General features: G+C 71.5%; 17 protein-coding genes. 5 read left to right on the top strand and 12 right to left on the bottom strand.

The window, feature by feature from the left end:
- The first annotated feature begins 262 nt into the window (after positions 1 to 262).
- Entirely contained in the window at positions 263 to 1,618 is a 1,356-nt protein-coding gene (locus tag R2E43_RS19950; protein ID WP_030870597.1) for an NAD(P)-binding domain-containing protein, read from the top strand.
- A gap of 108 nt (positions 1,619 to 1,726) precedes the next feature.
- On the opposite strand, the gene R2E43_RS19955 is transcribed toward R2E43_RS19950, so the two are convergent.
- A complete protein-coding gene (locus tag R2E43_RS19955) occupies positions 1,727 to 2,062 on the bottom strand; it encodes an EthD domain-containing protein (protein ID WP_136209060.1) in 336 nt (111 codons plus the stop codon).
- A 67-nt stretch (positions 2,063 to 2,129) separates the two neighbouring features.
- Between R2E43_RS19955 and R2E43_RS19960 the strand changes: the two genes are divergently transcribed.
- Positions 2,130 to 2,504, top strand: a complete 375-nt coding sequence (locus R2E43_RS19960) for a MerR family transcriptional regulator (RefSeq protein WP_003975243.1) — start codon at positions 2,130 to 2,132, stop codon at positions 2,502 to 2,504.
- Between the two features lie 4 nt (positions 2,505 to 2,508).
- On the opposite strand, the gene R2E43_RS19965 is transcribed toward R2E43_RS19960, so the two are convergent.
- The 7 genes from R2E43_RS19965 to R2E43_RS19995 all read right to left on the bottom strand — a co-directional run bounded on the left by R2E43_RS19965 (position 2,509) and on the right by R2E43_RS19995 (position 8,175).
- Positions 2,509 to 3,051 (bottom strand): DUF1707 SHOCT-like domain-containing protein, encoded by a 543-nt coding sequence (locus tag R2E43_RS19965; protein ID WP_106518209.1) that lies wholly within the window; start codon positions 3,049 to 3,051, stop codon positions 2,509 to 2,511.
- A 203-nt stretch (positions 3,052 to 3,254) separates the two neighbouring features.
- A complete protein-coding gene (locus R2E43_RS19970) occupies positions 3,255 to 3,614 on the bottom strand; it encodes an STAS domain-containing protein (protein ID WP_011029168.1) in 360 nt (119 codons plus the stop codon).
- Positions 3,611 to 4,879 carry a PP2C family protein-serine/threonine phosphatase gene (locus R2E43_RS19975; protein ID WP_003975247.1) on the bottom strand — a complete coding sequence of 423 codons (1,269 nt, stop codon included), beginning with the start codon at positions 4,877 to 4,879 and terminating at the stop codon, positions 3,611 to 3,613. The genes R2E43_RS19970 and R2E43_RS19975 overlap by 4 nt, the downstream gene beginning before the upstream one ends.
- Positions 4,879 to 5,688, bottom strand: coding sequence for an alpha/beta fold hydrolase (locus R2E43_RS19980; protein ID WP_003975248.1), 810 nt, complete (start codon positions 5,686 to 5,688; stop codon positions 4,879 to 4,881). The genes R2E43_RS19975 and R2E43_RS19980 overlap by 1 nt, the downstream gene beginning before the upstream one ends.
- Before the next feature lie 144 nt (positions 5,689 to 5,832).
- On the bottom strand, positions 5,833 to 6,150 hold the full coding sequence (locus R2E43_RS19985; RefSeq protein ID WP_309242303.1) for a DUF5994 family protein: 318 nt from the start codon (positions 6,148 to 6,150) through the stop codon (positions 5,833 to 5,835).
- A 459-nt stretch (positions 6,151 to 6,609) separates the two neighbouring features.
- Positions 6,610 to 7,572, bottom strand: a complete 963-nt coding sequence (locus R2E43_RS19990) for an SRPBCC family protein (RefSeq protein WP_011029165.1) — start codon at positions 7,570 to 7,572, stop codon at positions 6,610 to 6,612.
- Between the two features lie 3 nt (positions 7,573 to 7,575).
- Complete coding sequence (locus tag R2E43_RS19995) at positions 7,576 to 8,175, bottom strand: hypothetical protein (RefSeq protein ID WP_011029164.1); 600 nt, start codon at positions 8,173 to 8,175, stop codon at positions 7,576 to 7,578.
- A 418-nt stretch (positions 8,176 to 8,593) separates the two neighbouring features.
- On the opposite strand from R2E43_RS19995, the gene R2E43_RS20000 reads away from it, so the two are divergent.
- Positions 8,594 to 9,127: a DUF5994 family protein gene (locus R2E43_RS20000; RefSeq protein WP_003975252.1), complete on the top strand. Its 534-nt coding sequence runs from the start codon at positions 8,594 to 8,596 to the stop codon at positions 9,125 to 9,127.
- Here the strand turns inward: R2E43_RS20000 and R2E43_RS20005 are convergent.
- Positions 9,095 to 9,496, bottom strand: a complete 402-nt coding sequence (locus tag R2E43_RS20005) for a DUF5994 family protein (RefSeq protein ID WP_003975253.1) — start codon at positions 9,494 to 9,496, stop codon at positions 9,095 to 9,097. The genes R2E43_RS20000 and R2E43_RS20005 overlap by 33 nt on opposite strands.
- Positions 9,497 to 9,868: 372 nt before the next feature.
- Between R2E43_RS20005 and R2E43_RS20010 the strand changes: the two genes are divergently transcribed.
- On the top strand, positions 9,869 to 10,459 hold the full coding sequence (locus R2E43_RS20010) for a DUF5994 family protein (protein ID WP_332056417.1): 591 nt from the start codon (positions 9,869 to 9,871) through the stop codon (positions 10,457 to 10,459).
- Positions 10,456 to 10,740: a hypothetical protein gene (locus tag R2E43_RS20015; protein ID WP_016326603.1), complete on the top strand. Its 285-nt coding sequence runs from the start codon at positions 10,456 to 10,458 to the stop codon at positions 10,738 to 10,740. Before R2E43_RS20010 ends, R2E43_RS20015 begins: the two co-directional genes overlap by 4 nt.
- On the opposite strand, the gene R2E43_RS20020 is transcribed toward R2E43_RS20015, so the two are convergent.
- The 3 genes from R2E43_RS20020 to R2E43_RS20030 form a co-directional block, all read right to left on the bottom strand.
- Complete coding sequence (locus tag R2E43_RS20020; protein ID WP_332056418.1) at positions 10,737 to 11,774, bottom strand: fatty acid desaturase family protein; 1,038 nt, start codon at positions 11,772 to 11,774, stop codon at positions 10,737 to 10,739. The two genes, R2E43_RS20015 and R2E43_RS20020, sit on opposite strands and share 4 nt — an antisense overlap.
- A 100-nt stretch (positions 11,775 to 11,874) precedes the next feature.
- Entirely contained in the window at positions 11,875 to 12,375 is a 501-nt protein-coding gene (locus R2E43_RS20025) for a DUF5994 family protein (RefSeq protein ID WP_011029161.1), read from the bottom strand.
- Between the two features lie 395 nt (positions 12,376 to 12,770).
- On the bottom strand, positions 12,771 to 14,498 hold the full coding sequence (locus tag R2E43_RS20030; protein WP_189283156.1) for a SpoIIE family protein phosphatase: 1,728 nt from the start codon (positions 14,496 to 14,498) through the stop codon (positions 12,771 to 12,773).
- Between the last annotated feature and the right edge of the window lie 247 nt (positions 14,499 to 14,745).

The raw sequence follows: 14,745 nt of genomic DNA on the forward strand, positions 1-14,745 counted from the left end.
GGTGGGCGCTGCCGGACGAAGCGGACGGCCACCCCCGACCGTCGTGTCGTCGACGTACTCCATGGCTCACGGGCTCCTGGCTTCGATGAATGTCTATCTTGACGTCCATCGAACCAGGTGCCATGCTGACGCCACAAGTCATCGACAAATATCAAAACAAGGAGCTGAGGCAGCTCGCGTCGGCATCGCACGCACCCCTCCGCCGAGCCGTCCACCGCTCCGACTCCGGCCACCCGAGCAACGAACCGAAGGAAGCACCGCCATGGAGAAGCAGAACCTGCCCGTCGTGGTCGTCGGAGCCGGCCCGGTCGGCCTGGCCGCCGCCGCACACCTCGTGGAGCGGGGCATCGAGCCGCTGGTGCTGGAGGCCGGAGCGTCGGCCGCGACGGCCGTACGGGACTGGGCGCACGTCCGGCTGTTCTCGCCCTGGGCCGAGGTCACCGACCCCGCCGCCGAGAAGCTGCTCGCCCCCACCGGCTGGCTCCGCCCCGACGGGGCGACGTACCCGACCGGCGGCGACTGGGCCGAGCGGTACCTCCAGCCGCTCGCCGACGTCCTCGGCGACCAGGTCCGCTACGGAGCCACCGTCACCGGCGTGGCCCGCGCCGGCCGGGACCGGATCGTCGACTCCGGCCGCGAGGAGCAGCCGTTCACCGTGCACATCGAGACGGCGGACGGCGGCGAGGAGCGGATCGCCGCCCGCGCCGTCATCGACGCCTCCGGAACCTGGTCCGTACCGGGCCCGATGGGTGCGAACGGCATCCCCGCCCTCGGTGAGAAGTCCGCCTCGGACCACGTCGCCTATCGCGTCCCCGACCTGAAGGACCCGGCCGTACGGGCCCGGTACGCCGGCAAGCGCACGGCGGTCGTCGGATCCGGCGCCTCCGCCTTCACCGCCCTCGCCCTCCTTGCCGACCTGGCCGGGGAAGAGGCGGACACGCACGCGGTCTGGATCCTGCGCCGGGGCATCGGCGACGCCACGTACGGCGGCGGCGAGGCCGACCAGCTCCCGGCCCGCGGCGCCCTCGGCCTGCGTGCCAGGGCGGCGGTGGAGCAGGGGCACGCGAGCGCCGTCACCGGGTTCCGTACGGAAGCGGTCGAGCGGGACGGCGACCGGCTGGTCCTGGTCGCCGAGGACGGCCGCCGCCTGGACGCGGTCGACGAGGTCGTCGTCCTGACCGGCTTCCGCCCCGACCTCACCTTCCTCTCCGAGCTCCGCCTCGGCCTCGACGAACGCCTCCAGGCCCCGACCGCGCTGGCCCCGCTGATCGACCCGAACGTCCACTCCTGCGGCACGGTCTACCCGCACGGCGTGCGGGAGCTGTCCCACCCGGAGCAGGACGTCTACCTGGTCGGCATGAAGTCCTACGGCCGAGCGCCGACCTTCCTCGCCATGACCGGCTACGAGCAGGTCCGCTCCGTCACCGCCGCCCTGGCCGGCGACCACGAGGCCGCCGAGCGTGTGGAGCTGACCCTGCCGGAGACCGGCGTGTGCGGCGGCGCGGGCCTGTTCGACGAGCCCGACGCCGCACGGAGCGACGAGGGCGGCGGCTGCTGCGCGGCCCCGGCCACGCTGCAGATCGGCATCGGCACCCCCGCCTCCCCCGGCGGCTGCTGAGAAGGCGGGCCAGGCGCGCGGGTGGGCCGGCACCACCCCGACCGCCTCGGCACCGCCGCGCAGGCGTTGCCCGCCCTCGGGCGGCGCGACCCAGGGGTCCGCACACCGTCAGATGACCGCCTTCTCCTCGGTGACCATCACGGCCACGGAGCCCATGTCGATGAAGCGCGCTTCGTCGGGGTTGACCAGCGTCCGGTAGTTGGCGGAGGCGAAGAAGGCGTCGTGGTCCGCCCAGTCCTCGAACCAGATCTCCGTGAGGCCGTCATAGGCCCGGGGCGGGTAGTTCTCGGCGGGGACCGGGTGCGACACGGCGTACTTGCGCACGTAGCGCTCCGCCTCCGGGATGGAGGTGAACAGCGGCGCGTGCCGGTTCCGGTGGTGGTCGACGAAACGCTCGTAGGACATGCCCTCGGCGCGGTTGATCATGAAGATGAGCTTCAGCATGGAGGTAACGTAAAAGCTCACATCGATGTGAGGGGCAAGTGAGTCATCGGCAGGAGAGGAGTCCGGCATGCGGATCGGTGAACTGTCCGCCCGGACGGGAGCCAGCCGCCGATCGCTGCGCTACTACGAGGAGCAGGGCCTGCTCGTCAGCTCCCGCTCGCCCAGCGGACAGCGTCACTACGAGGAGGAGCACGTCCAGCGGGTGCGCCTGGTGCAGGCGTTCCTGGCGGCGGGCGTGTCCAGCGGCACCCTCGTCGAGATGGTGCCCTGCATGTCCGAGCCGAGCGAGGGCAGGGCGCGGCAGGCACTGGAGATCATGGGCCGCGAGCGAGCCCGGCTGTCCGAGGACATCGACGGCCTCGTCGCCGCCAGAGACGCGCTGGACCACCTCATCGAGGACAACCACGCCTACCTGACACGGTCGGCGGACGGCGAGGTGTGAACGTTCAACGCCGGGCGTGGCGGATCTTCAAGCGTCCGTATCCCATGGCCCCGGAGATCCGGATCGTCGGCCCGCCCGGGCGGGAACGCCGCGGGACCTTGTAGCGCAGGTCCTTCCAGCCCGTGCTCAAGCCCTCGACGTCGACCACCGCGTCACGAGGCACGGTGATTCCGGCCCCGCCGGTTCCCAGTCGCAGCTCGATGTCGACGACCGGGTGCTCGATGACCGCCCGGGACAGGTCCAGGCGCACCCTTCCATACGCCGACTCGACCTTGAGCACACGAGGCACCCGCCACGCACCGTGCCGCTTGATCCGTCCCCCGGCGGCGGCGATCGTGGCCGTGCTCCCCGGTTGCTCCGCCGGGAGCGAGACCACGACGGACGCGAGTTCGCTCTGCGTCCGTGCGCTGAGCACTCGGTGAAGATGCCCGTCCAGCACCTCGTGCGCGATGAGTCCTTCCGCGTACGCCTCCCGCAGGCGTCGCACGGCTGCCTCGCGGTCGTCTTCGCCGATCAGCGACGGCGATTCTTCCGGTAAGGAGGTCACGGGTTCACCGTACTGCCGCGTCGGCGAGGTGAACCCTGAGAGACGACAAGTAGGGCCCCGGCCGGTGACCCGGGCCCCCTTCGTGGAGCGGGTGACGAGAATCGGCTTCCGCCACGCCGCCCGGGTGGATTCGGCGGGTCCGACGGGTCGGTTCGGCGGGCCGGGCCGTTGGCACGCGGCCCGGAAGGGCGGACCGGTGCCGGTCAGCGTTGTTCGCTCTGCCAGGCGGTGTCCGCGTCCTGGGCAGTCGGATGGGTCGGGAAGAACTGGTTGAGGCCGAGGACTCGGATGATGCGGCTGACGCGGTCGGGGACCGCGGCCAGTGCGATCGTCGCGTCGGTGGCCAGGGCGTGGTTGCGGGCGGCGATCAGGACGGTGAGGCCGGTCGAGTCGAGGAACGTGAGACCCGCGAGGTCCAGGACGAGTTGCTGGCCCGGCTGAAGCCCGAGTCCCGGCAGCGTGTCCCGGACGTCGGCAGCGGTGTGATGGTCCAGTTCTCCGGTCAGTTCGATGACCGCTCCGGCGGTGCCGGTGCGAACGCGGACGGTCAGGTACTTGCTCATTTCCGCTCTTCACTTGGGGGTCGGAGCACGTGGATGGCGAGGACGGCGGTGTCGTCGTCCACACCGGCGCCGAAGGTGTCGAGCAGGTCGCGGATCGCGTCGATGACCCCGGAGGCGGTGGTGGGGGCCAGGTCGTGGCAGAAGTCGAGGAGGGCGTCGTCACCGTAGCGTTCCCCACCGGTGGCCGCGGTGTGGGCCTCGGTGAGGCCGTCGGTGTGCAGGAGCAGGGTGTCACCGGGCGCGAGGTGGACGCTGGTGGTGGCGATGTGGGCGTCGGCGAGCACGCCGATGAGCTGACCGCCGGGGGTGTGCAGGAAGACGGCGGTGCCGTCGGAGCGCATCAGTATGGCCGGGGGGTGACCACCGCTGGCCAGGGTGATGTGGAAACCGCCTCGGTCTTCGTCGGGGGTGAGGAGGCCGAAGACGACGGTGCAGAAGCGGGGGTCGGTGCCGTTGTACTCGTGGTTGAGGACGGTGTTGAGGTTGGCGAGTACGGCGGCGGGGTCGGAGTCGTAGACGGCGGCGGCGCGCAGCGTGTAGCGGGCCAGGGAGGTGACGGCCGCCGCGGCGGCGCCCTTGCCGCACACGTCGCCCAGGAACAGCCCCCAGGTGCCGGCCGCGAGGGGGAAGAGGTCGTAGAAGTCGCCGCCGACCTCGTCGGCGGACGCGACGTGGTAGTGCGCGGAGACTTCCAGGCCGGGGACGTTCACCAGCTCCGGTGGCAGCAGGGTCTTCTGCAGGGTGGCGTTCAGGTCCTTGAGGCGGTCCCGTTCGAGGTCGGCCTCCTTGCGTGCGCGCAGTAGTTCCCTCTCGTAGGCGCGTCGATCGCGGGCGTCGAGGACGGTGGTGCGGATCAGCAGTGGCTGCCCGTCGTCGCCGTTTTTCACCGTTGAGGTGACCATCACGGGCAGACGGGAGCCGTCCGCGGCCTTCAGGTCGAGGGCGATGCCCTTGACCTCGCCCTGCATGCGCAGGAGCGGGGCGAAGTGCGTTTCGTGGTAGAGCCGGCCGCCCACGGTCAGCAGGTCGGAGAAGTGTCTGCGTCCCACCAGGTCCCCGCGCTCGTATCCCAGCCAGTCCAGCAGAGTGGTGTTGATCCTCACGATCCGTCCGTCCGGCAGCGTGGAAAGGTAGCCGCAGGGCGCATGCTCGTACAGGTCCTCGGCGCTGTCCTCCAGCAGCGCAGCGAACCGAGCCTGCTCGTCGAGAGGTCCCTGAACCTCCCCGCGTCCACGGTTCTCGCCCTGGTCACCGGCCCCGCGCATCAATCCGCACCACCCGCGAACGCGGCTATGGCCGCGGCGGTCTCCTGCGGTGCGGAGAGCTGGGGGCAGTGCCCGGTCGCGTTCAGCGTCACCAAGCGGCTCGCCGGTATCTGCGCGTGGACGAACGCGCCCACCTCCCGTGGGGCGATCGCGTCGCTGGAGCACTGTGCGACCAGCGTCGGCACCCGCACCGGGGCGAGGTCGGCGCGGTTGTCGGACAGGAACGTCACCCGGGCGAAGACGCGCGCGATGTCCGGGTCGGTGCGGCAGAAGCTGTTGGTCAGTTCCTCGCCCAGTTCCGGCCGCTCGGGGTTCCCCATGATCACCGGTGCCATCGCCCCCGACCAGCCCAGATAGTTCGCGTCCAGGGAATCGAGCAGCTCCTCGATGTCCGCGGCACTGAAACCACCCCGGTAGCCGGTGTCCGGGTCGTCGACGAAGCACGGCGAGGGTGCGAGCAGCACCAACCCGGCGAACGCCTCGGGCTCTCGTACGGCGGCCAGCACGCCCATCATCGCGCTCACCGAATGTCCCACGAACGTGACGGGCCCCAGCGCCAGCTCCCGGCACAGCTCCAGGACGTCGTCGACGTAACCGTCGAGTGAGCCGTAGCGCTCCGGGTCCCACGCCGACAGGTTCGAGTTTCCGGAGCCCACGTGATCGAAGAGGACAACGGTGAAATCGCGTTCGAGTATCGGTGTGACCAAACGCCACAGGTTCTGGTCACACCCGAAACCGTGCGCCAGCATCACCACCGGCCCGTCGGCCCGTCCGGTCACTGTCACGTGGTTCCTGTCGCGCACGTCCATGCGGTACGTCCTCCAAGGCGTCGAGTCAGTCATCGGTGCGTGTCCGCACGCGTCGGCCAGGCGGGTGGACGGTCCCGGTGTCGAGCCGGCCTCGTCCGCAGTCCGTCGGCCGGGACGGAAGACCTGGATCCGTGCCGGCGTCCCTCAGGATCTGCCGGACCTGCCCGGGTCATCGGTACGCACCGCCCCGGTCATCGCCGCCCGCGCCGTCTCGCAGGGGGGTCCGGCCGCCCGGTCCGGGACGATCCGGGGGACCGGCCCGAGGCGCTCGGTGAGCCCACTGATCAGGGCGGGCGACTCGGCGGCGAGAATCCCGCGACGCGGCCACCACGCGCCGTCGCACAGGTACGTCGTGAACGGCCGCAGCGGAACTGACCCGGAACGCGAAGAGGGCGTCGCCGAGTCGTGACCGCCGTCCGCCAGGACACGCACCGGACTCGGGGGACCAGCCAATGTGCTCACCCGCCTGCTCGAGACCCCCTCGGCCTCCCAACGTACTCCGGTCGGCGCACCGTCGCCGAGCGCGGCGGTCGCGGTCGGTTCTCCTGGGGGGGTGCCGAAACATCATCGAAGATTTCCTGCCCTGCCGGCAGAGTGATGTGCTTGGTTGCGGACACCCGCCAGCCGGGTTCGGAACCGAGCCCCGGGGTGATCCTCCGGGTCCCGCCCGGAGGATCACTCCCGATCACCGCACGCATCGCACCCGTAGAGGGGACGTGGCTGCCGGCCGGAGCGGCCCGAGGGCACCGGAGGCCTTCGCATACCGCCCTCCGCTGCCGGTGTCGTCCCCGGTGAGCAGCGCTGGGCGGACGTCCGGAGACGGGTTGCACACCATGTCCCTGAGCGGTCCGACCTTCCCCCCCCCCCCCCCGCGCCCGGCCCCACCGGGTTCCGTCGGCACGCCCTCGCCGTGCGGCCCGCCTACCGGCCTTGCTCCTCGTCGTCCGCGTCTTCTTCCTCCTCTCCGTCCTCCTCCTCTCCGTCTTCCTCGTCCTCGTCCTCGTACTGGGCGTCGGCGTCGTCCGCGTCGCCTTCTTCGGGCTCCTCGTCCTCCCCCTCGTCGTCCTCAAGGCCCTCTTCGTGCGATCGGACCACCTCGCCGTCGCGGATCTCGCCGCGCCAGCCCTCCAGGTCCTCGTCGTCGGAGAGGGTGACGTACCGCAGGAAGTGCTTGAGATCGAGACGCAGGCGGCGGCCCTGTGCGCGCCAGATGTTGCCGGTCTTCTCGAAGAAGCCGGACGGGTAGTACTCGACCACGGCGACGACCCGGGTGAGATCCGGAGTCAGCTCGTGGAAGCTGACGGCCCCACGCGTGGTGCCCTTGCCGCCTTCGGAGTTCCAGACGATGCGCTCATCGGGCACCTGCTCCTGAACGGTGGCCTTCCAACTGCGGTTGGAGAAAGCGATCTTGGCCTTCCAGTCGCTCTCGATCTCGTCCGACTGCGAGACGCTCTGGACACCCTTGGTGAAGGAGCTGAACTCCTCCAGCTGGGTCCAGCGGTCGTACACGGTGCGCAGGGGCTTGCCGACGTCGACGACCTCGACGATGTTCGTGACCTTCACGCTCCCCGCCTTGCCACCGCCGCCGCCGAAGGCGCCCTTCACGGTGTCGGCCACCTTGTCCTTCACGTCCCCCGCCTTCTCGCCGAGGAACGCCTTGACCGGCGACTCCCCTTCGCCGAGTACGCGTTTGCCGACGTTGAGCAAGGTGCTGTTGCCGTCGCCCACGTCTCCCAGGCCCTGCGCGAGATCGCTGATCTTGTCACCGGCCCTGTCCACCAGACGCTGGCCCTGCGCCGCAGCGAAGGCGGACAACTGCTCCTTGAGCTGGTCCATGCCGGAAGCGCCGGCGTGGGCGGCAGCCTTCTCTTCCGTCTTGGCCATGACCTACCTCCTACGGCTGCCACGGGTGGATGCCTTGCCGGAGGCGCCGTTCTTCTTCGCGGGCGCGGATCCGGCGGCCTTCCTCCCGGCGGCAACCTTCTTCGCCGGAGCGGTCCGGGGTGCGGACCTCTTCGCCGGGCTCTTCTTCGCCCGGCTCCGACGGGGCGACACCTGGGGTTCCTCCCCTTCTCCTTCTCCAGTCGCTTCTTCCCGCTCCTTTTCCTCGTCGCCTTCTTCCTCCTCGTCGTCCGGTTCCGTGCCCTCGGAGGATTCCTCGGCCTCGTCGCCCGGGCGGCTCACGAGAGAGTCGGTGCGCTGCTGCAACGAGGCGGCCAGCGCTGCCAGACGGCGATCGGCAGTCGCGGACAGGGCGGATCGAGCGGCTCCCATGAGTTCCCCACGCATCTGCTCCAGCAATTGCGCGGCCTGCGGACTTCCGTATGCCTTGCGCAGCGCTCGGTTGAGCAGCTCCTTGGGGCTCAGCAGCCCTTGCCCGGCGAGTACGGAGGCGGCCCCGATGGCTACTTTGCCCTTCTTGGTGCGACCCAACGCGTATCCGGCGGCGAGGGCGGCGGCGAGCGTGGCTTGCGTCTCGGTTTCCATGAGTGACCTCAAGTACGGTCAGCGAATCGTGCTGCTCAGGTCGCATGCGACCCTGCCGCCAGGCTTACGAGTTCCCCACCCCCTGCGCCCCGGCTGGGCGGCTGCGACCCCCTCTCCACCTTCCTCCCACATCCGCCCGTTCGCATCTCCCCGGAGGCCCCGGTAAGGGGCCCGGCCCCGGCGAACACCGCAGCCGTCCGTCCAGCCCGGAGGTGTCCCCCGCAGCGGTGCCCGGTGCGGGGGAGACGCTGTCGCGGGTCAGCGCGCGCGCCGGGCACGGCAGTGCGTCGTCACGTTGTCGACACGGCTCGCAGGCGGGCGAGGGGGTGATCGTGGCGTGCCGGCCGTCGTCGGCCGAGGAGTACCGTGGTGCCGGGAGGCTTTCCGTTTGCCGTTCCCTGGGAGACAGGCGAGTGCGATGTCCGACCCCGATCCCCCGCGGGTGACCAGGCTCCTGCCCGACGCCGTGCACCAGGCCGTTCCACGACCGGGAAGCGCGGTGGTGCGGCTTCAGACAACCCATGACCGGAAGGGTGCGCTCGATGGGGCGTGGTGGCCCCGCTCCCGCGACATCACCGGCGAACTTCCCAGCCTCGTGTCCGCGCTGTCCAAGTACCTCGGGCCGGTCACACGTGTCGGCCTGGACAGGGACGCCTGGGACGGACTGCCGACGCGGATGACGATCGACGGCCGCGTCGTCCACATCGACTCCTTCCCGGTCGGAGACGACACCGTGCTCATCACCCGGGGCGGCACCGATCTCTTCTCGCTACTTGTGATTCCGCCGCACACCGCGCTCGACGCGGCGCGCGCCGCCATGGCCGCGGCCGTGCGCGCCGGCAGTCAGACGCCGGCGGAACAGATCCTCATCGACACCGGTACGGAAGGCGTGGGGTCGGCGCACGCCCCCCACGCTGTTTCACGCCACGGCCGCCATGAGCCGGGCCGCTGACGAGGCGCTCGTCGGGGGCGGCACCACGAGGAGATCCCAACGGCCGGCGGTGTAGGACTGCAGCAGGATCCTGTGCGGGTTGAGCACCTCGGCGAAACGGTCGACCGCCACCTCGTGACCATTGACGACGACCCCACGGCGCGGGACAGGCTGCCAGTGGCGGGGATTGACGGCCACGTGGGTGAGTCGGCCCCACAGCGGATCGATCACGTCGGCGAGTTCGCCGAGTTCCCGTGCCAGGTCGCGGGTCCGTGGCCACCAGGCGCCGTCCGGACGGCCGAAACGGCTGGCGGATCCGAGGACGAGGCGCGCGGCACGTGGCCGGAACGGTGCCGTGTGCGGACGGAGCGGAATGGTGTTCAAGGTCATGACGAAAAGCCTGACTGCGGGCCTGCGTCGACCGACGGAGCGCCCGGTGGTGGGTGATCGAGGACGGGACCGGCGGCGCCGGTGCGCGAAGGCCCTCGACGTCTCAGGCTACTCCTCGATGCGCCCGGACAAGAGGCATCGGCCTCATCGGCTGGACTCCAGCACGACCGGACCGGGTGCGCCCCCCGGGTCGTGTGCCTGGGGGCCTCCCGGGATGTCATGACGACCCTCGGCGTACGGCACGCTCGGGCGCCGCGAAGAGTAGCCTGAAGGAACCGGGGACACTCCGTGTACGGACATACGCGCCTGTGCCGTTCTCGGTGATCGAATACGCCGGGTCGGCTCAGGCCCGCCCGGGTCAGGGTTCGCGTGATGACTGCGACCGTCTCCCCTCCGATGACGTCCCAAGACCGGCGTCCCGCGTCTTCTGTGCGTCTGTCACTCGCTCCCGCCGGTTCCGCACCCGCCCTGCTGGACGGAGCCTGGTGGCCACGTTCGCGTGATCTCACCGCCGAACTGCCTGCCCTGACCTCTGTTCTCGATCCGCTGTGGGGGCGGATCACGCGGGTCACGGTGAATCCCGCCCAGTGGCCGGTCGTCCCGCGCAAGGTGCCTGCCGCCGGGCACGTGGTGAAGGTGGGCTGGTTCCGCTTCGAGCAGGACGAGCACGAACTCCTGTTGCTCTGCTACCACGTGGGTCGCTGGAACCTGCTGGTCGTTCCCCCGCGGACGGATCCGGCCGCGGCCATGTGGCTGATGGCGGCGGCCAGTGACCCGCGCCGGACCTCCTCCGCGAGCAGCCTGGTGGCGGAGGCCGCGCGTCTGGCGGTGACCGCCGAGTCCGACCGCACCGGGGAAGCGGTGTGGGAGTCCGAAGGGGGACACGGAACCGGTGCTCCAGTCCTTCCCGCGTGGGACCGGGCGGTCACCGAGGCGTCGGCGGACCTGCCGGAGAGGGCGTGAGGACCGTGGACATCCTGGTGACCGTGATCGTGCTGCTGGCGGTGATCGCGTCAGGCGCGTTCCTCATCCACCGGCTGAACTCTCAGCACGGAGACAGGGGCGCCGCCTTCCACTACGGCCGTGGCGGTGTCGTCGCGCCCGACCGGAAGACCGACGAAGGGCCAGCCGTACGCCGACGGCCCTCCGCCGCGAACGACGCCGACGAACGCCGGGGCCGTGGGGGCGGCGGACGCGGACGGCTGCGCCCTCGGCGCCGTACCCACGGCGTATCGGCGCGCTAGGCGCGGACGCGGGTCCGTCGGAGCGGGGCGCCGGCGTCGTGGAGGCTGGTGAGCGCCAGCCGGTAGGAGGCGACCAGGCCCGTCTCCGCGTAGTCCACGCCAAGGTCCCGGCAGTACCGCCGGACGATGGCGCGGGCCTTGCGCAGGTTGGGGCTGGGCATGCTCGGGAACAGATGGTGCTCGATCTGGTGGTTCAGGCCGCCGAGCGCCAAGTCGGTGAACAGGCCGCCGTTGACGTTGCGTGAGGTGAGCACCTGGCGGCGGAGGAAGTCGGGGCGGTCGTCGGCCGTCAGGATCGGCATCCCCTTGTGGTTGGGGGCGAAGGCCGAACCGAGGTAGACGCCGAACAGGCACTGGTGGACGGCGAGGAAGGCGATCGCCATGCCGGGCGGCAGGACCCAGAACAGGGCGGTCAGGTAGACGGCGCAGTGCGCGAGGAGCAGAGCGCCGTCCAGTGCCCGGCGTTTGAGCCGACGGTTGGCCATGGCCCTGCCGCTCGCAACGTGCAGATTGAAGCCCTCCAGCGTGAGCAGGGGAAAGAACAGGAACGCCTGCCAGCGGCCGAGGAGGCGGGGCAGTCCGGTGGCGGCACGGGCCTGGTCCGGGGACCAGACGAGCAGGTCGGGGCCGATGTCGGGGTCGAGGTCCTCGGTGTTGGGGTTGGCATGGTGACGGGTGTGCTTGTCCTGCCACCAGCCGTAACTCATGCCGATCGACGCGCCGGCGATCCGTCCGGACAGCTCGCTGGCCCGACGGCGACGGAACACCTGACGATGGGCCATGTCATGCGCGACCAGAGCGACTTGTCCGTACATGACGGCCAGGAACGCGGCGATCGCCAGTGTCCACCAGGAGGCGCCGACGAGGACGAACGCGGCCCATCCGGCGGCGTAGAGCCCCGTCACCGCGGTGATCCGTAACGTGTAGTAGCCGGGGCGGCGCCCCAGCAGTCCGGCATCCGCGACCTTCTTCGACAGCCGGGCGAAGTCGCTGCCGGGGGTGTCGGAACGTGTCGCGTTGGTGGCCATGGTCATGAGGACGTCTCTCTGAGAAGCGGGCGGATGACTCGGGGCGTCCCCAGGCCGAGTCGGGCACGGGGAGCGGGTGCGTACACGGACGTGCCCGCGGCGGCTCCTACCACCGAGGGGCGCGGGTTCCCCGCCCGGCGGGACCCACACGGCCGTGCGGACCTGCCGCCGCCGTCGGGGTCGGAGGCCGGGCTCCGTCGGCGCCGGGCCGCCGGTCGTCCAGAGCGGCGGCCATGAGGAGAGCGGCCGCTTCCTCCGTCGCATCCGGCGGGATCACCTGAAGGTCCCGGCGGCCGAGTCCGGGGGAGAGCAGGACAACCCGGTCCGGGGCGTGCGGCGACGCGGGAGCCTTGTGCAGACGTACGACCTGGGTGGCGACGAACATGCGCCCTGGTGCCGCCGACCAGGCCGCGGCGTCCACGGTGACGCCGGTGATGTCGCCCCACGCGCTCGGCAGCGCGGCGAGCATCTTCGGGAGCTGGGTCAGAAGGTCGCGGGAGTGTGGCCACCACACTCCGTCGATCCGACGCGGCAGCGCGCCGTGCGGCGCGAGACGCAGGCGGACGAGGGGGAGGGGCAGGGGCGGGGTGGGCAGTGCGGTGATCACGTGGGTTCTCTCTGACGAGGTGGGTTGCCCGCCTGTTCGACAGGGCACGGCGGCCGACGGTTCGCGTGCCCTGGCGGGCAGCGCCGGACGTGGCCGATGGGATCCGGGTGCTGGAGGTCGTGCCTGGCCGCTCTTGCCGGAGGAAAGCGCCGACGACCGCAGCGAGTTCGCGGGAGGGGAGTCGGCGGGCGCATGCGGGGCGGAGGGGGAGACCTCCCGCGCGACGAACGCCGGCGGATACCTGGGTGGAGCCGGTCCGCCACCGGCGTGCCTGATGCCCTCGGTCTCGTCAGCCTACTCCCCGGTGCGTAAAGGCGGCGTGACAGCCGGTCATCAGTGCCGTGGCAGCGGCGGGCGCCTCTGCGGCACCGGCCCGGACCGACGGCCACCACGTCTCATGGCGGCGGTACGCGCAGGGCGAGCAGGGCCACGTCGTCGCTGCTGCCGGGCGGCAGGTGGGCGAGCACGTCTTCGCACAGCCTGTCCAGCGGTTCGTGGACGAGCGCGAGGGCGTGCCGGCGCAGCTCCTCCAGGCCCGTGTCGAGGTCGCTGCCCGGAGTTTCGACGAGCCCGTCCGTGTACAGCAGCAGGGTGGAGCCGGGCTCCAGGGGATGCGTGGCGTCCGGTCGGCCCGCGCCGCCGACGGGCCCGGTGCCGAGGAGCAGTCCCTGGCCGGCTTCCAGGTAGCACGCGGTGCCGTCCGGGGAGAGGAGCAGCGGAGGCGGGTGCCCCGCGCTGGTCCAGCGGAGCGTCCACGGTCCCGTGTCCGGGTCGCCCTCGACGCGGGCGAGGATCAGGGTGGCCAGCGGGACGGTGGTGATGACCGGCATGGCGGCGTCGAGGCGGTCGACGACGGCGCCGGGCGGTCCCGTGTGGTCCCAGGCCAGTGAACGCAGGATGCCGTGCAGTTGGGCCATCCCGGCCGCCGCGGTCAGGTCGTGGCCGACGACGTCACCGATGACCAGGGCGAGCGCGCCGTCCTTCAGGATGAAGGCGTCGTACCAGTCCCCACCGACCTGCGAGCCCACAGGCGCGGGCTGATAGCGGGCGGCCAGCCGGAGGGGGCCGTGCCGCGGCAGCGGGGCGAGCAGGTTGCGCTGCATGGCCTCGGCGACGGCACGCTGACGGCCGTAGCGGCGGGTGTTGTCGATGACCACGCCGACCCGGCGGCCGACGTCACTCACTGCCGCCAGGTCGTCTTCGTCGAAGGGGTGCGCCGGGTCGGTGCGCACCACCGTGAGCGCCCCGGTGATCCGGTCCCGGGCGCCGAGCGGCACCGTGACGGCGGAGCTCGCGCCCACCGCCGCCAGGAAGCCACTGTGGAGAGCCGCCAGAGGAGGATGTCCGGCGGCCGGGGTGACGGCGGCCACCCGCTCCTGGAGTACGGATTCACCCCCGGTCAGCGCCCGCCCCAGCGGCGAGTCCTCCCCCTCACCGGCCTCTCCCGGGGCGGGTGCGCGCCGGCCCTGGAATCCGGCGTCCCATCCCTCCGGACCGGTCACCGCCACCCGGTGGACCTCGCCGGAACCGGTCCGCAGGTCCACCGCCGCCCAGTCGGCCAGACGGGGCACGAGCAGGCGCACCAGGCGGGCCAGCGCCTCGTCGGTCTCCAGGGTCTGCCCCAGGACGTCCGTGATCTCCGCGACCAGCGACAGCCGCTCGTTGAGGTCCTCCAGGGCGCGCGTGCGTGCCGTTCGCTCCCGGTGGATGCGGCGGTCCCCGGTGGCGTCCGTGAACAGCAGTGCCATGCCCTTGACGGAGCCGTCCTCCATCAAGGGGGACGCGGACCAAGTGACGGCCAGCAGGCGCCCGTCGGCCCGCAGATATGTGCCGCCCTCCCCTTGCGCACCCTTCCCCTCGGCCAGCGCGTGGAGCAGTGGGCACCGGTCACGCGGCACCTTGTTGCCGTCCGCGTCCCGGTGCAGCAGATCGTGTGCGTCGGCGCCCCGCATCGCCGCGGTCGTGCGGCCCAGCAGCCGCTCGGTCGCCGGGTTCGCGGCGATCACCCGTCCGGCTGTGTCCAGCACCAGCACCGCCGTGCCCAGCCGCTCGACGACCCGACGCCAGAAACCCGGCTCGCCCACCGGCCACGCCCCCACGTCATCACCCACCGCATCCCGCACGGACCCTCCAGAGGCTGCCTTCCCGTCGATGGTGCTCCGACGCGGCCCCGCTCGCACGGCATCGGGGCAGTCGGCGCACACCGCGCGGGCACGGTCCACGGGCCCGGCCAGGTCCGGACCAGGGGCAGTCGTCATTCCGCCGTCTGTCCGGACGCCGCGTCTCCCGGGCCTGGCCATCTGCCACTGCCCGCCTCGCCGCGGTCGTGGAAGGCAACGTGGCTGCGTCCTTCTGCCCTAAGCACCCCTT

The sequence above is a fragment of the Streptomyces violaceoruber genome (assembly GCF_033406955.1).
GTDB lineage: Bacteria > Actinomycetota > Actinomycetes > Streptomycetales > Streptomycetaceae > Streptomyces > Streptomyces violaceoruber.